The organism is Neorhizobium sp. NCHU2750, assembly GCF_003597675.1.
Classification (GTDB): domain Bacteria; phylum Pseudomonadota; class Alphaproteobacteria; order Rhizobiales; family Rhizobiaceae; genus Neorhizobium.
The window spans coordinates 3,322,235-3,344,825 of sequence record NZ_CP030827.1 but is presented as its reverse complement, the minus strand read 5'-3'; the positions used below and the strand labels follow the sequence as shown (position 1 = coordinate 3,344,825).

The window sequence follows — 22,591 nt, the reverse complement described above, 5'->3', positions numbered from 1 at the left end:
CTTACAGTGGCAGGCGGCTAAGGGTGCGGAAGAAGGCGAGATTGTCCTGTTTCAGCTCGTCATCGAGCGGGTTCGGCTGGGACGACAGCTTGACGATGACAGCCTCGTTCTGTGGGTCGACATAGAGCCACTGGCCATGGATGCCGATGGCGCAATAGGCGCCATCCGGCGCTCCGGTCTGGTACCATTGGCTGCGGTAACGACCATTCGGCATGGCGGTGCTGTTTGCCGCCTTCCAGGCCTCGGGATCGCCGTTCTCCAGCATGTCGGCTATCCAGCCCTTCGGGATGATCTGCCGGCCTTCTATTGCACCGCCGGTGCGGATCAGTTCGCCGACACGGGCAAGGTCGCGGGCGGTCAGGCAGACGCCGCCGGCGGTACGCGGCGTGCCGATGCTGTCGACGGTCACATAGGCGTGGTTGCGGGCGCCCATTGGCTTCCACAGGAGTTCCGACAGCAGTTCGCCGTAGCGCCGCCCCGTGACACATTCGATGACGACGCCCAGGAGATCGGCATTGGGCGACAGATAGGCATGCCCGCCGCCATGCGGGCGATCGGCCTTTTTCAGCGTCATCAGGAAGGCGGCGAGTGTCTCGACCGTAAAGCCCGGCTCCACCGGGTTCCACAGCATGGCGCGGCGATAGCGGGCGAAGGGGCCGTTCCTGTCGAGATAGGTTTCGGCGAAATCGAGGCTGACGCGCATGTCGAGCACGTCGCGATAGCGGCAATCCTCATAGGCGCTGCCTTTAGCCTCTGGCAGATAGGCAAGAACCGGTTTTTCCGGATCGATCAGGCCCCGGTCTTCCAGAATGCCGGAGAGGATGGCGGTGAGCGACTTGCTGATCGAGAAGACCAGATGCTTGGCGTTCACATGCGCATGCGGTGCGTAATATTCGCCGACGATCCGGCCACGCTTCATCAGGAGGAAGGCGTCGGTATGGGCGTATTTCAGAAAGCCCTCGATGCTGGAGATGCCGTCGAGACCAGTGTCGATCTCGCGAGTGAGGAAGGTGTGCGAGGCCAGCGCCTCTTCCGGCTGTTCGGTGCCGCAGGAAATTTCCGATGTCGGAACCAGTTCGCGGACGTTCTGGAAACTCCAGCGACTGAAAGGTGCCTCCCGCCAATTGGCAAGCGTCACCGATGACCGGGCAACGGTGGTCGTGTCGTTCATGCTGTCCATGTCCTTGATATGGCGCGGCGGCGCGGGGGTGTCCCGCGCTGCCGGCCTTCCTTTCTCGGCCTATTTCTGCAGTTCGGTCCAGATCTTGGTGTATAGTTCCTGGACTTCCGGCGGGCAGGCGAGATTAAACTTGCCCGCGGCCTTGGCGCTTTCGGGAATGTTGACCTCGGGCGCCGTCTTCATGTCGTCGGGCATGAAGGCTTCGGAGCCCTTGATGCCGTTCGAATAACGGGCGAAGGCGGAAATCAGCGCGGCATTTTCCGGCAGCATGATGAAGTTGAGGAAAAGCTTGGCGTTTTCGACATTCTTGGCATCGGCGAGGATGGCGGCATTATCCATCCAGATCGGATAGCCTTCCTTGGGGTAACCATAGACAATGTTCGGATTGGCGAGCCTGCCGCGGAAGGCAGCACCATTCCAGTCGACGCTCGCTGCGAGATCGCCTTTCGTGTATTTTTCCACCGTCCCGTAATCCATCGAGATCCATTTCGGCTTGGCGGCCATCAGGATGTCCCGGGCCTTTTTCAGCACGGTCAGGTCACCGGTGCAGGGCTGACCACCGGCATAGGTGACGACCATGTGCATGACATCCGACATTTCCGGCACGACATTGACCTTGCCGACCAGTTCCGGCGGCGGGTCGAGGAAAATCGCCGAGGTGTTAGGGTCACCTTTATAGACCGACTTGTCGACCGTGACGCCGGTCGTTCCCCACTGCCACGGAACGGAATAGTGGCGGCCCGGATCGTAGGGAACGTTGATCCATTCCGGGTCCATGTTTTTGAAATTCTCCATCTGGTCGGGGCGCGATTCCATCAGTAGCCCTTCCTTGATGAAGACCGGCATGGCGCTGGCAGACGGGACGACGATATCGAAGCCGTGGCCGCCCTGGCGGATCTTGGCGAGCGCGGTGTCGTTCGAATCGTAGTCGGTTAGCGTCACCTTGACCTTGTAGGTGTTCTCGAATTTCTTGATCAGTTCCGGATTGGTGTAGTTGCCCCAGTTGAAAATGTTGAGCTCGCCATCCGCATGGGCAAGCGTTGTCGAGGCGAAGAATGCAGCCAGACCGGCGGCAAGTTTTACGGCATGCTTCATGGTTCCCACTCCTGTTTTCAATCGGATTTTTCATTGGATCTGCTGAGGAAGAAGAAGATCGTCACGATCGCCAGCGACAGCAGCAGAAAGACCGTCGATATGGCGTTCATCTCGGGCGTGATGGAGCGGCGCAACTGGCCGAGCATGTAGGTCGGCAATGTCTCCTGGCCTGCGGATTTGACGAACTCGGTGATCACGATGTCATCGAGCGAAATGACGAAGGAGAGCATCAGGCCGGCCAGAATGCCGGGCCAGAGCAGCGGCAGGGTAATGTAGCGAAACACCTTGAAAGGGGTGGCGTAGAGATCGGCGGCGGCCCGTTCCAGCGCCAGATCCATGTTCTCCAGCCTGCCCCGGATCGGCAGATAGGCAAAGGGAATGCAGAAAGCGGTATGGGCGATGATGAGGTAGCCGAGGCCGGAATAGCCCGTCCAGACCTTGATGCGCGCAAAGACGATCAGCAATGCCACGGCCGTGACGATCTCGGGAACCATCAGCGGCATGTTGATCAGCGAGTATTTTGCGGTCAGCCCGCGATAGGGGACGGTACGGGTGGTGGCGATGGCCGCGAGCGTGGCAGCGGCGGTCGAAATAATGGCGGCGACTGCAGCGATCTGGAGCGATCGGATCGCGGCTTCGATGACGAGGTCGTTATTCCAGGCGGCGGCGAACCAGCGGAGGGAAAAACCCTCCCAGCGTGCGATCGAGATGCCGGAATTGAAGGCATAGACAACCAGCGTGAAGATCGGCACGTAAAGCAGGAAGAAGCAGAACATCGCAATCGTCGTGAAGCCGGGCTGAACGCGGATGTCGAAGCGCTTACGCATGGCCGCCTCCCGTCTTCCCGGCATTCCTGACGTAATAGAGCATGGCGAAGAGCACGATGACGACAAGGGTGATCGAGAGTGCTGCACCGAGCGGCCAGTTCTTGCCCTGACCGAACTGCAGTTCGATCAGGTTACCGACCATCAGGTTCTTGCCACCGCCCAGGATGCGGGGGATGACATATGAAGAGAGTGCCGGGATGAAGGTGAGGATGGATCCGGCGATAATGCCGGGCTTGACCAGCGGAACGATGATCCGCCACAGCACCTTCGGGCGGGTCGCGTAGAGGTCGTATCCGGCCTCGACGAGGCGGAAATCGAGCTTCTCGAGGCTTGCATAGAGCGGCAGCACCATCAACGGCAGGTGCACATAGACCATGCCGAGCAGGATGGCGAAATCGGTATAGAGCATCTGGATAGGGCTTGAGATGATGCCGAGCTTGATGAGGATCGTGTTGGCAAGACCTTCGTTGCGGATCATTTCCTGAATGGCGAAGGCGCGGATCAGCATGTTGGTCCAAAAGGGGATGGTGATCAGGAACAGCCAGATCGCACGGTTATGCGGTGCCCTGCTGGCGATGAAATAGGCGGTCGGGAAGCCGACGAGGAGGCAGAGCAACGTGGTCACGACCGCAAGCCAGCTGCTGCGCCAGAGGATCGACAGATGTGCATCGGCAAGCGAGACCGTGCCGTCGAAAATGTCGCGCGAGAAGAAGACGTTGAACCAGCCCTGGCCGGAAAGTTCCCATTTGACATCGCCATATGAGCCCGAAGCGAGAACCGAATAGACCAGCACGATGAAGAGCGGGCCGACGGCTGCGACCGCGATGATGAGGAGAGCCGGGGCGCTGAGGAGCCAGCGATTGGCTATGTCCTGTCTGTGTGCCGCCGAAGCGGCCTCTCTTGTCCGCTCGGTCATGTCTCAATCCTTCAGGATCTGCGCTGCGCCTTCGCTGATATTCAAGGAAACCGCATCACCGGCAGAAAAGCCGATCGGCCCGATGCGGCTGTTCTGCTGCCTTATGGTGAAGAGTGACGTATCCGGCAGCCGGACGCGGATATGGGTGTCGGTGCCGAGATAGGTGAGGTCCTCGATCTGGCCCGTGAGGATCGTGCCGTCGCAAGGAGCGGAGATTTGCGCATGCTCGGGCCGGATGACGACCGTGACACCGCCCTGCGGGCTGAGATCCTCGGGATAGGTGGCATCAAGCATGCCGCCGGTGGAAAGCTTCACCCTGGCATGCGGGCCATTGATGGAGACCACGTCGGCGCTCAGGAAATTGGTTTCACCGATGAAATCGGCGACGAAACGTTCGGCCGGGCGATCGTAGATTTCCCAGGGTGCGCCGACCTGCCGGACCTTGCCCTGAGACATGACGGCGATCCGGTCCGACATGGCAAGCGCCTCCTCCTGGTCGTGGGTGACGAAGATGAAGGTGATGCCGGTTTCTGCCTGCACCCGTTTCAACTCGATCTGCATTTCCTTGCGCAGCTTGTAATCGAGCGCCGACAGTGGTTCGTCGAGCAGCAGGACCTTGGGCTTGGGTGCCAGCGCGCGGGCAAGCGCCACACGTTGCTGCTGGCCACCGGAAATCAGCATGACCCTGCGGTTGCGCATCGGCTCCATGTGGACGAGTGCGAGCATTTCATCGACACGAGCGGCGATCTCCGCCTTCGGACGGCCGAGCATTTCCAGGCCGAAGCCGATATTCTGAGCGACCGTCATATGCGGAAAGAGGGCGTAGTTCTGGAAGACCGTGTTGACCGGTCGCTTGAAGGGCGGGAGCGGGGCTATATCCTCCCCGTAAAGCAGGATCTCGCCATCGGTCGGGAAATCGAAGCCGGCAATCAGCCTCAGAAGCGTGGTCTTGCCGCATCCGGATGGCCCGAGAAGCGTGAAGAACTCGTTTTGCCTTATATTGAGAAAGATGCCGCTAAGGGCTGTTACCTGTCCGGCGCCATCGCCGTAGACACGGCTGACACCCCTGACCTCGATTGCAAGCTCCTGCTGTTTTCTCAAGCACGCCCTCACATCTATTGCCGGTTTCTGCAACTTTCGTCAGCATTCCACGTCAGATTGACGCAGACAAGCACTAACGCGATACCCCCTCAATTTAGAGGCAAAATACATGCCAGCGTTGTTCCCGGCTGGTCGTTCGACGACGTGGGAACGTGGCATTTCGCGGTACGCGAACCGGCCCAATGCCATCGGCGATATCTGCCAGACGACAAACGGCCATCGCGATGACGATGCCGATATGTAATCCAAAACAATGGCTTGTCTTTCGTCATTTCCCGTGATGGCGCTGTTGTCTGTGATGTGCCGATCTGTATTATCGGTGCGAATGCAAACAGGGCGCGCATCGATCCGCGCGTGTGACACTGGCGATTGTCGCATAGTGTCCGGCTAACATGGGGTGAGGACAGGCAATGGCAGCAAGCGATCTCTTCGTTTCGGCGGAAAATGCGGAATGGGTTAATCCCGAACCGGGCGTGACACGCCGTATCATGACCTATCTGCCCGAGATGATGATGGTGGAAGTGGTGTTCGAGAAGGGCGCCATCGGATCGAAGCACTCGCATCCGCATATCCAGTCGAGCTATGTCGCCGAGGGCAGTTTCGAGGTGACGATCGACGGGCGGACGGAAGTGCTCAACAAGGGCGGCAGCTTCATCGTGCCGCCTGATCTGGTCCACGGCGTCAAAGCGCTCGAAGCCGGACGCCTGATCGACACCTTCACACCCCACAGGGCCGACTTCCTCAAGTGAGATGAGGTCCTCGCCGCCCGGGGCGCCGTCTGTCTACCTGTCTTGGCGGGTCGCAGAGTGCCTCGCGTTGCGTCACGCCGCAGATCGACGGTCCGCGGCACCACCGCGGCCGGGCCGGGTTCCGGGTTCCGCGCGTTTCCGCAGGTCTCGGCGGCCGCGGTTTGCCACTGTCATCCATGTTGGATATTCGCGGGCAATGCCCTGACGGGCGGATGTTTAGCGCGATGGATATCGGCGGCTCTGGCGCGATGCACCGGAGCGAAGGGCGCCGGAGCGAGGGGCGCCGAGGGCACTGGTCGCACCGGCTGCGAGAAGCAGGGTACGGATCGCCTTGAAGGCCGGATTCATGTGAATGTCCTCTGGTTCAATTCGTCTTGGTCAAGCTGAAGGCCGCAACGCCTTCGGCGCCGGAAACGGATGCTTGCACATCATCTCCGGCGCCGAGACTTGTCAGATAGGGGTGTTTCCCCCAGGTCTTGTGTCCTGAGGGAAATCCTATGCGTCGATCAAAGCTTGTAGGCTTTCTTGACGAGCTTGTAGGCCAGTTCCTGAGCCAGATCGAAGGCTTCTTCTTCCCTCAACCTGTGTTCTGTGACGAGCCGTGCCAGGAAGGCGCAATCCACCCGCCGGGCGATGTCGTGGCGGGCCGGAATGGACGGGAACGCACGCGTATCGTCGTTGAAGCCGACGGTGTTGTAGAAGCCGGCCGTTTCCGTCACCGTCTCGCGGAACCGCCGCATGCCTTCCGGGCTGTCATGGAACCACCATGGGGGACCGAGGCGGAGCGCAGGATATGCGCCGGCCAGAGGTGCCAGCTCGCGGGCGAAGGACGTTTCGTCGAGGGTGAAGAGAACGATGGTGAGATCGCGCTCCATGCCGACGGCATCGAGCATGGGCTTCAGGGCGGCGACATAGTCGGTCCGTCCGGGAATGTCGAAGCCCATGTCACGCCCATGCTTGGCGAAAATCGTCGGCGAGTGGTTACGCCGCGAACCGGGATGGATCTGGGTGACGAGACCGTCATCCAGGCTCATCTTCGCCATTTCGGTCAGCATCTGGCCACGGAACAATCTGTGGTCTTCGGCATCCGACTTGCCGGCACGAATGCGATCGAACAGGGCCTTGGCTTCCGCAGCGGGAAGATTGGCCGTATCGGCGGTCGCATGGCCGTGGTCGGAAGAGGTGGCGCCGAACGACTTGAAGTAGGCACGACGCTTGCGGTGAGCGGCGAGGTAGCCGGCCCATGTGCCGGTGTCTTCGCCGGTGATGTTGCCGAGCTGATCGAGATTGGCCGCAAAGCCCTCGAAGTCGGGGTCCACCACGGCATCGGGCCGGTAGGCGGTCACAACGCGGCCGTCCCATCCGCTTTCGCGGATCGCCTTATGCCATTTCAGGTCATCAAGCGCGCCCTCGGTGGTGGCGATCACTTCGATGTTGAAGCGCTTGAAGAGCGCACGCGGCCGGAACTCCGGCAGGCGCAGCTTTTCAGCCATCAGATCATAGCTTTCGTCGGCATTCTTCGCACTCAGGAGAGCGTCGAAGCCGAATACGGACGACAGAACATAGTCCATCCAGAGCCGCGTCGGTGTTCCACGGAACAGATGGTAATTCTCGGCAAACAGCCTCCAGATCTTGCGGCCATCGGTTTCCACCGGTGATCCATCCAGGCGGCGAACGCCCAGATCCTCGAGGTTGATGCCCTGACTGCAAAGCATTCTGAAAATATAATGGTCAGGAACAATAAGCAGCTGTGCCGGGTCCGGGAACGCTTCGTCCAGGGCATACCATCTGGGGTCGGTATGGCCATGGGGACTTACGATCGGAAGATCCGACACCGTTTTGTAAAGTGAGCGAGCAATAGAGCGTGCACTATCTTCGGTCGGGAATAATACGTCAGGATGTATGAGAGTATTCATAGGTAAGCCGACCTCCTTTCGACACCCCAACGCTAGATTGCCGTTTGTTTGGATGTCAATGATCAGGACGCCGCAGCCTGTCGATCGGTTATTTGATACATTGTTACTTTTTCAAGTTCTTTTTCTTTGAGAAATGTCTATTTAAATCAATGTGATACGGTTATGTAGGAGGCTTTAATAAAGGTTATCCGGATAAGAAGGCCGGTTCCAATTGATGCCAAAATCTGTCGAAAATGCCGCAGCTTAGCAGCGCTCGTGCGTTAATGTCGCAGATCTGAGTTCGCGCTAATGTAGTAACGCGATTGCGATAGCGGTTGCGGCGAGGTGATCTTCAGGCGTCCCGTTATCACCTGCCATGCTCCGGTTGCCATTCTCGGCGCGTTGGCGTTCCGACTGGTGATGGGGAGCGTGTCGGAATGATGAACTTCGTATATTTTACATATTATGATAATGTATTGTATATTTAAATAATTGAAATAAATTATGAAAATACAAATATTGACGATAATCAATCAATGATTGCTGTCCGGAATGTCGCACGTTATTCGTGATCTAGCTCAAATCCAGTCACCCATATGGTAGTATATGAACGTGGTTATGCGGCCTACGGGGAAAGAGGTGGCCGCTAACTTGATCACGACGGTGCCCCGTTGCGCCGAGATCAGAAACGTCCGGGAGACGGATCATGACAAATCAACTAATGGGCGACCATGCCTCAATGCCTGCCAAGGCCTTGAAAACGGTCGGTCGATATCGCTGGACCGTTGTGGGCCTGCTATTCTTTGCCACCACCATCAATTACATGGACCGCCAGGTTATCGGCCTCTTGAAGCCGACCCTGATGAGCGATCTTCATTGGAGTGAATCCGATTTTGGCGACATCGTCGCCGCTTTTGCCCTTTTTTATGCATTCGGTTACGTCGGCGTTGGCCGGCTCATGGACAAGATCGGGGTAAAGACCGGTCTGCCTCTCGCAGTCGCCGCCTGGAGCTTCTTCGGCATCATCCATGCCTTCATGGGTAGCGTGTTCAGCTTCAAGGTTGCCCGCGCCGGCCTCGGACTGAGCGAAGGCGGGAATTTCCCTGCCTCGATCAAGACCGTGACCGAATGGTTCCCGGCCAAGGAACGGGCGCTTGCCACCGGCATCTTCAACGCCGGCAGCAATGTCGGCGCCGTGGTTGCGCCGATCCTCGTCCCGCTTATCCTTCTCACCTGGGGGTGGAGAGCCTGCTTCCTGATCACAGGCCTTATCGGCTTTGCCTGGGTGGTTGCCTGGTATCTGCTGTATGAAAAGCCGGAAAAGAACCGCCATCTGTCGGCAGAAGAACGCGCCTATATCGAGAGCGATCCGGTACAGCCGCAGGTCCATGTTCCGTGGATCACCCTGCTCAAGTATCGTGGTACCTGGGCCAACATTGCCGGTACCTGCTTCAGTGCTCCGGTCTGGTGGTTCTATCTGAACTGGGTCCCCGGCTTCCTGCACCAGCAGTATGGCCTCGACCTGATGGCCGCCATGCTTCCGCTGATCATCATCTACTGCATGGCCGATGTCGGCAGCATTGCCGGCGGCTGGATCTCGTCGACCCTGATCAAGAAGGGCGTGAAGACGCTGCGTGCCCGCAAGATTGCCTTCCTGATCTGCGGTCTCTGCGTCGTGCCGGTCTTCATGGCTGCATCGGTCTCGAATATGTGGATCGCCATTCTTCTGATCGGCGTCGCCGCTGCTGCCCACCAGGGCTATTCGGCAAACGTCTACACGATCGTCACCGACACAATGCCGCGTAGCACGGTCGGTTCGGTCGTCGGTATCGGCGGGTTCTGCGCCTATATCATCGGCATGTTCGTTTCGATGGGCGTCGGCCGTCTGCTGGATGCAACGGGTGGAAACTATCACCTCCTCTTCCTGATCGTATCCTCGCTCTACCTGGTTGGCCTGGTCGTGATGCATTTCATCCTGCCCAAGACCGGTTCGGGTGTGACACCTGCCGGCATTGAAGTCTGATTGCGTCCAAGATTTCCGGTCCGCCTCCCTCTCTCGACCGAAGCGGACCGGTCTATTTCCAGAAATTTTCAAACATCGCATGCCGCGGGAAAAGCGCTCCGGCTTCAGGCCGAACACCCAGCGACGATGACCAAGGATTTGTTATGAATATCAATTTGAAAAGCGGAGCCGTGGTGGATCGTCTCGGCAACGCGGCCGTGGCCGCCCTGCCTGCTTCGGTTCAACGCCCGACCTATGACCGCAAGGCGGTCAGACCGGGCATCGTGCATATCGGTCTCGGGGCTTTCTGTCGCGCGCATGTGATGGTCTATACCGATGAGGTCCTGCAACAGGGTGCCACGGACTGGGGCGTCATCGGGGTCGACCTGATGTCTCCCGCCATCCGCGATGCACTCAATCCGCAGGATGGGCTCTATACGCTTTTGAGCCGGGATAATGGCGACGACAAGCTGCGTGTCGTCGGCTCCATCCTCGATGTGATGGTCACGGCTGACCAGAAACAAGAGATCTTCGATCTGTTGATGAAGCCCGAAATCCGCATCGTCACCCTAACTGTGACCGAAAAGGGCTATTGCCAGGACGCTGCGACCGGCAGCCTCGACGAGAAAAACCCGGTCATCATTTCCGACCTTGCCAATCCGACCGATCCGCGCAGCGTTCCCGGCTTCCTGACCGAGGCCCTGCGGCGGAGGCGGGACGCCGGCCTGGCGCCATTTACAGTACTGGTCTGCGACAACCTCGCGCAGAACGGCATCAAGGTGCGCAAGATCGTTACCCGTTTCGCCAGCCTGCGCGACGCAGAGCTTGGCCGCTATATCAGCGAGAACGTCTCCTTTCCCTGCACGATGGTGGACCGGATCACGCCTGCCACGCAGGATGCCGACCGGCAGTCCGTGGCAAGCAGCCTCGGCGTCACCGACGCATGGCCGGTGGTCACCGAGCCGTTCCGCCAGTGGGTGATCGAGGATGACTTTCCCCTCGGCCGACCGGAATGGGAAAAGGCCGGCGCCATTCTGGTGGAGGATGTCACTCCCTATGAATTGATGAAGCTGCGTTGCCTCAACGGCTCGCACTCGACGCTTGCCTATCTTTCGGTCGTGGCCGGCATCGAGACGATTGCCGATGCCATGGTCGACGAGGACCTGCCGAAAGTTATCCGCCGCCTGTGGGACGACGACCTGATCCGTACCCTGCCACCGGTGCCGGGCACCGATGTGGTGGCCTATACGCATGATCTGGAAACCCGCTTCCGCAATACCGGCGTGCGTCATCTGACGCTGCAGATTTCCTGGGACGGATCGCAAAAATTGCCGCCGCGTCTTCTGGAGGCTGCATCCGAGCTTTACGCCTCGGGGCAAAATCCAAGAGTCATCCCGCTGACCGTTGCAGCCTGGATGCGGTTCCTGTCATGTCGCAACGAACTCGGGCAGGATTATCCGGTCACCGATCCGCATGCCGATCGGCTGACGGAGATCGCCAGGAATGCCGGCGGCGACGCGGCAAGGCTTGCGGATGCGCTGTTGTCCGTGCACGAGATCTTCGGCGAGGAACTGCCGACAAACGGCCATTTCCGGGGGGAGGTCGTCAGGCATCTGTCGAATATGATCACCCACGGGGTTCGTTACACCATCAAGGCATTCTTGAACGAGGCTTGAGGCGAAGGCTTCGAGACCAGATCATTACTTTATTCATTACAGGAGTTGACACATGGAACAGACATGGCGCTGGTTTGGCCCAGATGACCCGGTAGGCCTGCAGAAAGTTCGGCAGGCCGGAGCAACCGGGGTCGTCACTGCGCTGCACCACATGAACCAGGGCGGCATCTGGCCGTCCGACGAAATCGCCAAGCGGAAAGCCATGGTCGAGGCCGCCGGCCTGACATGGTCGGTGGTCGAAAGCATCGGTGTGGGTGAGGAAATCAAGACGCGAACCGGCAATTTCCAGGAGAAGATCGACAATTACAAGCAGTCGATCCGCAACGTGGCACGGGCCGGCGTGAAGGTGATCTGCTACAACTTCATGGTGATCACCGACTGGAGCCGTACCAATCTGATGTATCAACTGCCGAACGGCGGTTATGCGCTGCGCTACGACAGCGTCGATTTCGCTGCCTATGACCTATTCGTGCTGCAGCGGAAGGGGGCGGAAAGCTCCTATTCGGCCGAGCATCTGGCCAAGGCCAAGGCCCGGTTCGAGGCCATGGACGAGGCCAAGATCTCCGAGCTCGAGCGCAATCTCATCGACTGGCTCCCGGCACGCGATTTCGCCTATACCCGCTCGAGCTTCAAGGACATGCTCGAGCTCTACCAGCAGATCGGCGTCGAGGACCTTCGCGCCAACCTGATCGCCTTCCTGCGCGAGATCACTCCGGTGGCCGAGGAAGAAGGGGCGCGGCTCTGCATCCATCCGGACGATCCGTCCTTCCCGATTTTCGGTCTTCCCCGCGTTCTGTCGAATGCGGACGATGTGCGGGCGCTGTTCAAGGGCGTGCCGCAGGAGGCCTGCGGGCTGACATTCTGCACCGGATCCTTCGGCTCCAATCCGAACAACGATCTGGTCGCCATGGCAAAGGAATTTGCGCCGCGGACCCATTTCGTCCATCTGCGCAATACGACGCGCGAAGCCGACGGCTCGTTCTATGAGGCCGACCATCTGGGTGGCGACACCGATATGGTTGCAGTGACGGCCGCGATGATGGCGGAAGAAGACCGGCGCGCATCGATTGGCCATGCCGTTGCGCAAATCCCGATGCGGCCGGATCACGGCCATCTCCTGGGTGACGATATCGGCCAGAAATCCAATCCCGGCTATTCCTTCGTCGGTCGCCTCAAGGGGCTCGCAGAGCTTCGCGGCGTGATGCAGACGGTTCAGGCATTCAGGGAGGGACGCGTGGCATAACAGACAGGATGTTGTTCTGCAGTCCGTGGCCGTATCGCCGGTTTACTCCCGCCGGTACGGCCGGTATAGCTGAGAGCGCTCCGGAGGATAATTCGACCTAACCCGCAGCACATATATGATGAGAGACCACATGGTGGATCGCAGCCGATCCCGCTTGACGAACCAGGTGTTCGACAAAATCCGGGAAGATATCGTTTACGGCCGTCTTGCTCCGGATGAACCCTTGTCCGAAGCGGATCTTTGCCAGCAGCTTGAAGTGAGCCGGACGCCCGTGCGCGAGGCTTTGATCAAGCTGGCGGAAGAAGAGCTGGTCGTGATCTATCCGCATTTCGGGACATTCGTTGCCCCGATCTCTCTCGAAGCTGTCAAGGTTGGTCAATATATCCGCGAGAAGCTGGAATGTGCTCTGGTCGTGGATGCTGTGAAGCGGCTCGATGATGACGGACGCGAGCGTATTCGCGCCAATATCCGCGAGCAGGCTGCGGCGGTCGGCAACGGCGACGAGTTCTACCGGCTCGACAATGTGTTCCATGCGCTGATTGCAGAGCTTAGCGGCTATGCGGGAACATGGAGCGCCATCCTCAGGGCCAAGACACAGCTCGACCGGGTGCGCTACCTCACGATCCAGGACAATGACCGCATGGCCTTGACCCTGGATGAGCATATCCGGATCGCCGATGCGGTGATCGCCGGCGATGCGGAAGCAGCGGAGAGGCACATTCGCAGCCATTTGCGGACGGTTTTCGAGCATCTCGACGGATTGGGGCTGGAAGAAGATGCCAGGCCACGTTTGCCCTCGCGCAAACGTCCCGAGCGGGCGAAAGCGACCGTCAGCTGATCCTCCGCCTCCTGTTCCTGGGGTGGCTGCAGAACTGCACGTTTTTCGGGAATTTTGATCGGCTGCAAATAAGCCGGTCTCGTTCCACTCTATATTCAATACAGGATTTTCATCCGCCATCGACCGGTGGCGAGGGCGTTGTGTGTGCTCACGCGGCTTGTCGAATGACGGGCACGGCGACTGGCACAAGGGCCGGTTCAGGAGAAAGCGACTATCATGACGAAGAACAGCATTTGCCTTCACCCTTCCGACAATGTGGAAATTGCCCTGCGCGACCTCGTTGCAGGCGATATCCTGGCTACGAGCGGTGTTGCTGTCGGCCAGGCCATCATGCGCGGACACAAGATTGCAACCAAGGCCATTCCGGCGGGCGGCAGTGTGTTGCGCTACGGCCAGATCATCGGCCAGGCCAAGGTCGATATCGCCGCCGGCGACCATGTCCATGTGCATAATCTCGGCATGGGGGAGCACGAACAGGATTACGCATTCGCCAGTGCCAATACGCCGCTGCCCGAAGCCACCGAAAAGCGCACGTTCATGGGTTACAAGCGCGCCGGCGGCAAGGTCGGGACGCGCAACTACATCGGCATTCTGACCACCGTCAACTGTTCCGGTTCCGTCGCCCGCTTCATTGCTGAAGCGGCGGAAAAGTCCGGGCTGCTCGACCAGTTTCCCAATGTCGACGGTGTCGTGGCGATTGCGCACGGGACCGGTTGCGGCATGTCGAATAACGGCGAGGGCTATGCTACGTTGTTCCGGACGCTGTCCGGCTATGCCCAGAACCCCAATTTCGGCGGTATTCTTCTGGTCGGCCTCGGCTGCGAGGTGATGCAGATCCCGGATCTGATCGGCGGTCGTCGTATCCGCCAGGACGGCATGCTGCGTTACATGACGATCCAGCAGGAAGGCGGCACGCGCAAGACGATCGAGCGCGGGCTTGAGGAATTGCGCGGCGTCGCAGAATTCGCCAATCGCACGGTGCGGACCCCGGCACCGGTTTCGGAGATCACCATCGGCATGCAATGCGGTGGTTCGGACGGCTATTCCGGCATCACCGCCAACCCGGCACTCGGTTACGCATCGGATCTGCTGGTGCGCCACGGCGGGACGACGATCCTGTCGGAAACCTCGGAAGTCTATGGCGCCGAGCACCTTTTGACACGACGGGCGGAAACCGCCGAGATCGGCATGAAGCTGATCGAGCGGCTGAAATGGTGGGAAGACTACACCTCACGCAACGGCGGCGAGATGGACAATAATCCGTCGCCCGGCAACAAGCGCGGTGGGCTGACGACCATTCTGGAAAAGTCGCTCGGGGCCGTCGCCAAGGGCGGTACCGCACCGATGCTCGGTGTCTATAAATACGGCGAGAAGATCGACCGGAAGGGTTTCGTGTTCATGGACAGCCCCGGCTACGACCCGTGCTCGGTCACCGGGCAGGTCGCTTCGGGCGCCAACCTGATCGTCTTCACCACCGGCCGCGGCTCGGTTTCCGGCTACAAGCCGACCCCCTGCATCAAACTGTCGACCAATTCGGAAATGTATGAGCGCATGGGGGACGACATGGACCTCAACTGCGGCGACATCATCACCGAGGGCGTCAGCATCGAGGAGAAGGGCAAGGAGCTTTTCGAACTGATCATCAAGGTTGCTTCGGGCGAGCAGACGAAGAGCGAAGGGCTCGGCTATGGCGGTGCCGAATTCGTGCCGTGGCAGATCGGTGCGGTCATGTGAGGCCGGCGGGCCTCACATCATGAGGCCTCACACGATAATAATGCAGCCAATGTCATGGAGGCCGGGCATCATTTGCCCGGCCGATGACTTTTGACCACGGCGGGATCGGTCTCGATCCGGTCGGCGCCGATCAAGTCGAGGCAATAGGGGATCGCCGGAAAGACGGCGGCGAGCGACAGGGTGATCGCATCCGGCTTGCCGGGCAGGTTCAGGAAGAACGTACTGCCGCGGGTGCCGGCCGTCTGGCGTGACAGGATGGAGGTCGGCGTCTGTTCCAGGCCGACACGGCGCAGAAGTTCGCCGAAGCCGGGCAGTTCCTTTTCCAGCACGCCCTTCATCGCCTCCGGTGTCTGGTCGCGTGGCGCGGGCCCGGTGCCGCCGGTGGTCAGGACCAGATCGGCCTTCCTTTCGTCGGCAAGCGCGATCAGCGTGTCGCGAACCACGGTTTCGCCATCGGGTATGACCACGCGTTCCATCTCGAAGGGGCTGACGATCGCCCGTGTCAGCCAGGCTTCGATCGCCGGGCCGCTGATATCCTGATATTCGCCGCGGCTGGCGCGGTCGGAAATGGTGACGACGAAGATCTTCATGTCAGCCTCCAAGCACGGACATATGGCGCCCGATGCCCTGCATCACATCGCGGTCCATGGCGAAGTTGTGATGGTGCGGCTTGTGTGCCACCGCATCGAAGATCAGTGCTTCCAGCCGCTCATCGGATGAACTATCCCGCAGGGCTTCACGAAGCGAAACCGATCCTTCGCTGCCCATACAGGTATAGAATTTTCCGGCGCAGTCGAGCCTGACCCTGTTGCAGCTCGAACAGAAATTGCAGCTGAGTGGGGTGATGAAGCCGAGCTTTCCGCCCGTCTCCTCGATGCGCATGTAGCGCGCGGGGCCGCCAGTCCCCGACGCCAGCGGCGTCAAGCTCCAGCGACTCCAGAGATCCTTTTCCAGTTCCGCAAGCGACAGGAAACTCGCCTTGCGGTCATGGCCGACATTGCCGAGCGGCATTTCCTCGATCAGGGTCAGGTCCATGCCGCGGCCATGGGCGAAGCGGATCAGGTCGTCGACCTCGTTTTCGAAAGCGCCCTTCATGGCGACGGCGTTGATCTTGACTTTGAGCCCGGCCTCCTGCGCCCTGTCGAGGCCGTTCATGACCTTGGACAGATCCCCGCAGCGGGTGAGCAGCCGGTAGCGGTCGGCATTCAGGCTGTCGAGCGAGACGTTGATGCGGCGGATGCCGGCGGCGAACAGCCCTTCCGCGTGGCGAGACAGTTGAGAGCCGTTGGTGGTGACGACCACCTCGTCGAGCTCGCCATTGTCGAGATGGGCGGAGAGCATTTCGAACAGGCTCATGATGTTCTTGCGCACCAGCGGTTCGCCTCCGGTGATGCGGATCTTGCGCACGCCGTGGCGCATGAACAAGGTCGCAAGCCGGTAGAACTCCTCAAGCCTCAGCACGTCGTTATGGCTCATGAACTGCATGTGTTCGGCCATGCAATAGCTGCAGCGCAGATCGCAGCGGTCAGTGACGGATATCCGGAGATAGGTGACCTTGCGACCGAGACTGTCGGTCAGGGGTGCTGCCTGCATCAAGGCCGGCAAGATGGGCTGGGTATTGGTCATCAGCATATGCCTTACTGTTCGGCCTACTGTCGGCAGGTGATTGCCGAGCGGCACCAGGCCAGAACCTCATCCCGCGTTGCTGCGAGTGTGGTGGAAAGCGGGCCGGTGTAATCGGACCAGGCGGCGCGGTAGTCCTGCTTGACGCAGGTCAGCACCGGCACGCCGAGAGACGCAGCCTTCTCGAACACGGCCCGCAGGCCACGGCCTTCAGCCTCCGCCTTGCCGAAGCGATTGAGCAAGAGCAGATCGGGGCCGGGCAGCGTATCCAGGTTCACCAGCATGCGTCCGGCGACCATGGCGAGTGCCTGACTGTCCAGCCGGCATGCGCTGGCTCCGGGACCGAGCGACTGCGATATGCAATGAAGCTCGCCGGTTTCGATATCCTCCAGAACCATGTCGGGGCAGCAGATGCCATCGGTGGCGATCTCGCGCTGGATATTGCCGGCAATCGACCGGCCATCCGCTCTCAGGGCCGCAAGGATATCACGCAAGAGCGGCACTGCGTCGCCGGCTTCCTCGGCCGGGATGGCGGCCAGACGGGGGATGTCATCGCTCATTGGCAGGGTCCGTGAAACGGATCGAATGCCGGGGACGTCTTACTGGAGAAAGCCACGTCGTCCCACTCTTATTCTGCTGGCTTTCGGCGCGGACCCTCAACGGCGGCATGGTTGCAACTCGCATTTCATGGGCGTCAGCCTTCCACATGCGGCATGGCTATGGCCACTCAGGTCTGACATCAATTCCCGACAAGGCTAGCCCCAGCATCTGCCGGCATCCTTGATCTGTCGCAAGCCACAATCCGGCCTCCTTCAAGCCGGTAATGTCAATGATTTTTTCCGCTCTTCTGGCGTGTCTTCGGGTGCAGTTGCTATGCCCCGTCAATCGCCCTATACACCGCGATGCGCCATCCAGGGGCGCATCAAGAACACTGCAGGCCTGACATCGGAACGGTCTTGCGCCGTGAAGATCGGAGCCGGTTATCAGGTTCCGGCGGCAGGGTTTCTCATCCGGCATAGGGGCGTCACAGTGACAATACAGTCTGCGCAGCAAAGCTTGAAAATCAGCCGCGCCGAACGCCTGCGGCTCGTTCTCTCCGCCATTCGCGTTAATTCCAGCGTCCGGCTGAGTTCGCTTGCCGAAGAGTTCGCCGTCAGCCAGGAAACGATCCGGCGGGATCTCGAAAAGCTGCATTCGCAGGGCCTGATCAGCCGCACTTACGGTGGCGCCATGGCCTATGCGCCGGGACGCGATCCATCGTTCAGCGAGCGTATGGAGACCAATGTGCAGGTGCGCGACGCGCTGGCGCAGGAGGCGGTCAAGCTGGTGCAGCCCGGCGACGTGCTGTTCATCAGTTCCGGCGTCACCTCGCTGCAGTTTGCCGAGCATCTGGCGCAGGTTGCCGAGGATCTTACCGTGCTGACGACCAGTGTCCGCGTCGCCAGCGCATTTTTCGGCCGTGAAGGGGTTCGCGTGCTTCTGGCGCCGGGCGAATTCGATGCCGTCGAGCAGTCGGTTTCGGGGGCCGAGACTCAGGCTTTCTTCAGCAAGTTCCATGGCACCAAGCTGTTCTTTGGTGCGAGCGGCCTGACGGCCGACGGTCCGAACGAGTCCCGCTCGCCGATCGCATGGAACCTGAGAGCCATGATCGGGCGGGTCGAGCAGGTCATTCTGATCGCCGATCAGAGCAAGTTCGGGATTCGGCATCTGGAGACTATCTCCGAGCTTGCCGATATCGACATTCTGGTCACCAACCAGATGCCCGACGAGCAGTTGATGGAAGCAATCGATGAGGCGGCGATCGAGCTGCGGCTGGTCAATAGTCAGAATTGATTGTGGAAAATCCACATAAAATCCATGGTGTATGCCTAAAATCTGAGCGTATGATCGCAAATTTTGCACCGTAAATGTGGGTTTGCCACATATTTAACGTGGACTTTCCACATATTCGGCCTATGCTGCCCTGCATAAATCAGGGATGCCGAACATAGATGGCCGAGATGCAGATCGATGCTTCCAGCAATGACATGACCGTGCCGCTTCTGGCGGTCCGTTCATTGCGTACGGAATTCGATACGTCCGAGGGCAAGGTGATTGCGCTCGATGATGTGTCCTTCGAGGTCCGCGATGGCGAGACGGTCTGTCTGGTCGGCGAATCCGGCTGCGGCAAGAGCCTGACCTCGCTGTCCATCCTCGGTCTCTTGCCGAAGAACGGCCGGGTGGTCGGTGGCGAGATCCTGTTCGACGGCGTCGATCTGGCGTCACTTTCGGAAGACGAGATCCGTCATCTGCGCGGCAGCAAGATCTCGATGATCTTTCAGGAGCCGATGACGTCGCTCAACCCGGTACTGACCGTCGGCTCGCAGATTGCCGAGGCGATCAAGCTGCATCAGCGGGTCGGCAAGCGCCAGGCCTGGGAGACGGCCGTCGATATGCTGCGGCTTGTCGGTCTTGCGGCACCCGAGCGGCGGGCCAAGGAATATCCGCACCAGTTTTCCGGCGGCATGCGCCAGCGGGTGATGATCGCCATGGCGCTTGCCTGTCGCCCCAAGCTGTTGATTGCCGACGAGCCGACGACGGCGCTCGACGTGACCATCCAGGCGCAGGTTCTCGACCTGATGACCCGGTTGAAGCAGGAGCTCGGCATGGCGGTGATCCTGATCACCCATGATCTCGGTGTCGTTGCCGAAACCGCGCAGAGGGTCTGCGTCATGTATGCCGGCAAGGTGGTGGAGATGGCGCCGGTCGGCGAACTCTTTGCCAATCCGCAGCATCCCTATACGCGCCGGCTGCTCAAGGCCATTCCGGGACTGGCGGGTGAGGGCGAACGGCTGCAGGAAATTCCCGGCACCGTGCCGCCGCTCTGGGCGCCGGCCGGCGGCTGCGGCTTCTGTCCGCGCTTCGAGCATGGCGACAAACTCTGTCGACAGGAAAAGCCGCAGATGCGCGAAGTATCTCCCGGCCATTTCGTCCGCTGCTGGGCGGTGGGCCATCATGACGAGGAGATTGCTGCATGAGCAATATTCTCGAGGTCGACAATCTCACCAAGCATTTTCCTGTAGAAGGCAAGCTCGGCAGCCGGCAGTTCGTGCAGGCGGTCGATGGCGTCAGTTTCAGCCTGAAAAAGGGTGAGACGCTGGGGCTGGTCGGGGAGTCCGGCTGTGGGAAATCCACGACCGGGCGTCTGCTGCTGCGGCTGATGGAGCCGACGGCCGGCCAGGTGCGCTTCGACGGGCAGGATGTCTCGACGCTGAAAGGCGCGGAACTGAAAAAATTCCGTCGCCGCATGCAGATCATCTTCCAGGATCCCTATGCGTCGCTCGATCCGCGCATGACGGTGGAGCAGATCCTCACCGAAATGCTGACCATACACCGCATCGGCACACGTGCCGAGCGGCGCGACCGGGTTGCCTATCTGATGGAGCGGGTGGGCCTGCGTCCCGATCAGCTGAAGCGTTATCCGCATGAGTTTTCCGGCGGCCAGCGGCAGCGGATCGGCATTGCGCGGGCGCTGACGCTCGGGCCGGACCTGATCATCGGTGACGAACCTGTTTCGGCGCTCGACGTGTCGATCCAGGCGCAGATCATCAATCTTCTGGGCGATCTGCAGTCGGAACTCGGGCTCTCCTACATCATCATTTCGCATGACCTGTCGGTGGTGAAGCATGTCAGCGATCGCGTTGCCGTGATGTATCTTGGCCAGCTGGTCGAGCTTGCCTCGGCAAAGTCGCTCTATTCGCGGCCGCTCCATCCCTATTCGGAAGCATTGCTTTCGGCCGTGCCGGTTGCCGATCCGACGGTGCGCAAGCAGCGCATCCTGTTGAAGGGCGATGTTCCGTCGCCGATCAATCCACCCACAGGCTGTCGCTTTCACCCCCGCTGCAGTCGCGCGCAGGATATCTGCAAGGTGCAGAAGCCGGCGCTGACTTCCAAAGGTCCGGATCACGCCGTGGCCTGCCATTTCCCGCTCGCCGATCAGCCGGCGGCATCAGCAGCCTGAATGCAAATACCTTCCTCAACGACAACAAGGGAACGAGGACAGCAGACATGGAAATGAAAAGACGCACGCTTTTGTCATATCTCGCGGCGCTTCCGGCGGCCGCGGAGGTTCTGTCCTTCGGTTCGGCCGCCTTTGCGGCGGAAGAGGGCGGCAATCTGGTGGTCGGCCTGCGCACCAGCGAGCCGCGCCATCTCAACCCGGCCGTGACCACGGTCGGCGGCGTGCAGCTGATCGGCGCCAATATCTACAGCGCCCTGACGCGTTTCGACATGAACGGCACACCGGTTCCCGATCTGGCGCAGTCCTGGGATATCTCGACGGACGGCCTCGTCTACACGTTCCATCTCGCACCCGGTATCAAGTGGCATGACGGCAAGCCGTTCACTTCTGCCGACGTGAAATTCTCCTTCGAAAAGGTGCTGCTGCCGCTGCATCCGGTCGGCAAGGTCAATTTCAGCGCCATCGACACGATCGAGACACCGGATGACAACACGGTCGTGTTCAAGCTGAAATATGCCTATGCGCCGTTCATCCAACTGCTCGAAGTGCGCCACGCGACGATCCTGCCGAAGCATATCTATGACGGCACGGATATCATGCAGAACCCGGCCAATACGGCGCCGATCGGCACCGGCCCGTTCAAGCTGGCCGAATGGAGTAAGGGCAATTTCCTGCGGCTGGAAAAGAATGCCGACTATTTCAAGAAGGACAGGCCGCATCTCGATGAGCTGGTCTTTGTCATCATTCCCGATACCAACACGATGGTTGCGGCGATGGAGGCCGAACAGATCGATTTCGCCCCGCTCGGCGTGTCCTTCGATCTGGTCGAGACGCTGAAGACGCGGCTCGGGCCGAAGGGCTGGGTGATCGGTACTGCTTCCTACCTGTTCCGCGGCACCGGCAGCGTGCTGTTCAACCTCGACGATCCGACGCTTTGCAAGCTCGAAGTGCGTCAGGCGATCGCGCATCTCATCCGCAAGGATGAGATCCTGTCGACGGTGCGCAAGAATGTCGGCAAGATCGCCGACAACCCGATCTCCTGGTATGTGCCGAACGACCAGACCGGCGTGAGCTACAAGCCGGATGCGGCCAAGGCCAATGCGCTGCTCGATGCTGCCGGCCTGCCGAAGAAGGCGGACGGCATGCGTTTTGCGCTGTCGATCGTCGTCTCCACCGGCTGGGCCGAATATGAGCCGATCGCCAACCTGATGCGTGACTGGTTCCGCGAGGCAGGCATCGACTTGCAGATCCAAAAGATGGACGAGGCGGCGGCCATCGACAAGATGTTCACGGCGCGTGACTTCCAGCTCGGGCTTTGCAACCCGTCCTTCGGTCCCGATCCGGCCATCATGGCCAAGGGCTTCACCGCGGCGATGGTCGGCCAGGGCGCCTATACCAACGGCATGGGCTACAAGAATGCCACGGTCGACGCGCTGTTCGACCAGGGGGTCAAGCAGGTTGATCCGGCCGAGCGGTATGCGACCTACCAGAAGATCGTCCAGGCTGTCATGACCGACCTGCCGGTCGTGCCGCTCTACGAAGACGACTTCGCCTATGCCTATCGCAAGGCGTTTACCGGCCTGCCGCCGGGCGGCACCCATCGCGATAGCTACGAAAACGTCGAGAAGGCCTGATCGTTTTCACTGCAATTTCCGGCCTGCCCAATGATGGGTGGGCCGGCATTTCCCATTCATCGAGATAGAGCCGGGCCG

Annotated in this window: 20 protein-coding genes; 10 read left to right on the top strand and 10 right to left on the bottom strand. The window is 60.0% G+C overall.

Features of this window, described 5'->3' with window-relative positions:
• Position 1 precedes the first annotated feature (1 nt).
• The 5 genes from NCHU2750_RS16235 to NCHU2750_RS16215 form a co-directional block, all read right to left on the bottom strand.
• Positions 2-1,171 carry a serine hydrolase domain-containing protein gene (locus NCHU2750_RS16235; protein WP_245480267.1) on the bottom strand — a complete coding sequence of 390 codons (1,170 nt, stop codon included), beginning with the start codon at positions 1,169-1,171 and terminating at the stop codon, positions 2-4.
• Positions 1,172-1,240: 69 nt separating this feature from the next.
• Positions 1,241-2,275, bottom strand: a complete 1,035-nt coding sequence (locus tag NCHU2750_RS16230) for an extracellular solute-binding protein (protein ID WP_119941460.1) — start codon at positions 2,273-2,275, stop codon at positions 1,241-1,243.
• 17 nt (positions 2,276-2,292) lie between these two features.
• Positions 2,293-3,102 (bottom strand): ABC transporter permease, encoded by an 810-nt coding sequence (locus tag NCHU2750_RS16225; protein WP_119941459.1) that lies wholly within the window; start codon positions 3,100-3,102, stop codon positions 2,293-2,295.
• Complete coding sequence (locus NCHU2750_RS16220) at positions 3,095-4,018, bottom strand: ABC transporter permease (RefSeq protein ID WP_119941458.1); 924 nt, start codon at positions 4,016-4,018, stop codon at positions 3,095-3,097. The genes NCHU2750_RS16225 and NCHU2750_RS16220 overlap by 8 nt, the downstream gene beginning before the upstream one ends.
• Positions 4,019-4,021: 3 nt before the next feature.
• Positions 4,022-5,119: an ABC transporter ATP-binding protein gene (locus NCHU2750_RS16215; protein WP_119941457.1), complete on the bottom strand. Its 1,098-nt coding sequence runs from the start codon at positions 5,117-5,119 to the stop codon at positions 4,022-4,024.
• 410 nt (positions 5,120-5,529) lie between these two features.
• Here NCHU2750_RS16215 and NCHU2750_RS16210 point away from each other — a divergent pair, with 410 nt between their 5' ends.
• Complete coding sequence (locus tag NCHU2750_RS16210) at positions 5,530-5,868, top strand: cupin domain-containing protein (protein WP_119941456.1); 339 nt, start codon at positions 5,530-5,532, stop codon at positions 5,866-5,868.
• A 216-nt stretch (positions 5,869-6,084) separates the two neighbouring features.
• Here NCHU2750_RS16210 and NCHU2750_RS31165 read toward each other — a convergent pair whose 3' ends face one another.
• Together NCHU2750_RS31165 and uxaC are read right to left on the bottom strand one after the other, a co-directional pair.
• A complete protein-coding gene (locus tag NCHU2750_RS31165) occupies positions 6,085-6,216 on the bottom strand; it encodes a hypothetical protein (RefSeq protein WP_256377687.1) in 132 nt (43 codons plus the stop codon).
• 158 nt (positions 6,217-6,374) lie between these two features.
• On the bottom strand, positions 6,375-7,784 hold the full coding sequence (gene uxaC, locus NCHU2750_RS16205; protein ID WP_119941455.1) for a glucuronate isomerase: 1,410 nt from the start codon (positions 7,782-7,784) through the stop codon (positions 6,375-6,377).
• Positions 7,785-8,469: 685 nt separating this feature from the next.
• Between uxaC and NCHU2750_RS16200 the strand changes: the two genes are divergently transcribed.
• The 5 genes from NCHU2750_RS16200 to NCHU2750_RS16180 all read left to right on the top strand — a co-directional run bounded on the left by NCHU2750_RS16200 (position 8,470) and on the right by NCHU2750_RS16180 (position 15,256).
• The gene (locus NCHU2750_RS16200; protein WP_119941454.1) at positions 8,470-9,786 is read left to right on the top strand and encodes an MFS transporter; all 1,317 of its coding nucleotides are present in this window, start codon (positions 8,470-8,472) and stop codon (positions 9,784-9,786) included.
• A gap of 143 nt (positions 9,787-9,929) precedes the next feature.
• Entirely contained in the window at positions 9,930-11,441 is a 1,512-nt protein-coding gene (locus NCHU2750_RS16195) for a mannitol dehydrogenase family protein (protein WP_119941453.1), read from the top strand.
• Positions 11,442-11,493: 52 nt separating this feature from the next.
• Positions 11,494-12,684 carry a mannonate dehydratase gene (uxuA, locus tag NCHU2750_RS16190; RefSeq protein ID WP_119941452.1) on the top strand — a complete coding sequence of 397 codons (1,191 nt, stop codon included), beginning with the start codon at positions 11,494-11,496 and terminating at the stop codon, positions 12,682-12,684.
• Between the two features lie 130 nt (positions 12,685-12,814).
• On the top strand, positions 12,815-13,522 hold the full coding sequence (locus tag NCHU2750_RS16185) for a GntR family transcriptional regulator (RefSeq protein WP_162939658.1): 708 nt from the start codon (positions 12,815-12,817) through the stop codon (positions 13,520-13,522).
• Positions 13,523-13,738: 216 nt separating this feature from the next.
• Positions 13,739-15,256 carry a UxaA family hydrolase gene (locus NCHU2750_RS16180; protein WP_119941450.1) on the top strand — a complete coding sequence of 506 codons (1,518 nt, stop codon included), beginning with the start codon at positions 13,739-13,741 and terminating at the stop codon, positions 15,254-15,256.
• Positions 15,257-15,324: 68 nt separating this feature from the next.
• Here NCHU2750_RS16180 and mog read toward each other — a convergent pair whose 3' ends face one another.
• From mog to NCHU2750_RS16165, 3 genes are read right to left on the bottom strand one after another with little or no spacing between them, the layout of a single operon-like run.
• On the bottom strand, positions 15,325-15,846 hold the full coding sequence (gene mog / locus NCHU2750_RS16175; RefSeq protein WP_119941449.1) for a molybdopterin adenylyltransferase: 522 nt from the start codon (positions 15,844-15,846) through the stop codon (positions 15,325-15,327).
• Position 15,847: 1 nt separating this feature from the next.
• The gene (gene moaA, locus NCHU2750_RS16170) at positions 15,848-16,882 is read right to left on the bottom strand and encodes a GTP 3',8-cyclase MoaA (RefSeq protein ID WP_245480266.1); all 1,035 of its coding nucleotides are present in this window, start codon (positions 16,880-16,882) and stop codon (positions 15,848-15,850) included.
• A gap of 23 nt (positions 16,883-16,905) precedes the next feature.
• Positions 16,906-17,439 (bottom strand): DUF2478 domain-containing protein, encoded by a 534-nt coding sequence (locus tag NCHU2750_RS16165; protein ID WP_119941448.1) that lies wholly within the window; start codon positions 17,437-17,439, stop codon positions 16,906-16,908.
• A 469-nt stretch (positions 17,440-17,908) separates the two neighbouring features.
• Here NCHU2750_RS16165 and NCHU2750_RS16160 point away from each other — a divergent pair, with 469 nt between their 5' ends.
• The 4 genes from NCHU2750_RS16160 (at position 17,909) to NCHU2750_RS16145 (ending at position 22,513) form a co-directional block, all read left to right on the top strand.
• Positions 17,909-18,712 carry a DeoR/GlpR family DNA-binding transcription regulator gene (locus NCHU2750_RS16160; protein ID WP_162939657.1) on the top strand — a complete coding sequence of 268 codons (804 nt, stop codon included), beginning with the start codon at positions 17,909-17,911 and terminating at the stop codon, positions 18,710-18,712.
• 158 nt (positions 18,713-18,870) lie between these two features.
• Entirely contained in the window at positions 18,871-19,896 is a 1,026-nt protein-coding gene (locus tag NCHU2750_RS16155; protein ID WP_245480265.1) for an ABC transporter ATP-binding protein, read from the top strand.
• Positions 19,893-20,879 carry an ABC transporter ATP-binding protein gene (locus NCHU2750_RS16150; RefSeq protein ID WP_119941446.1) on the top strand — a complete coding sequence of 329 codons (987 nt, stop codon included), beginning with the start codon at positions 19,893-19,895 and terminating at the stop codon, positions 20,877-20,879. Before NCHU2750_RS16155 ends, NCHU2750_RS16150 begins: the two co-directional genes overlap by 4 nt.
• A gap of 47 nt (positions 20,880-20,926) precedes the next feature.
• Positions 20,927-22,513, top strand: a complete 1,587-nt coding sequence (locus NCHU2750_RS16145; protein WP_119941445.1) for an ABC transporter substrate-binding protein — start codon at positions 20,927-20,929, stop codon at positions 22,511-22,513.
• Positions 22,514-22,591 lie beyond the last annotated feature (78 nt).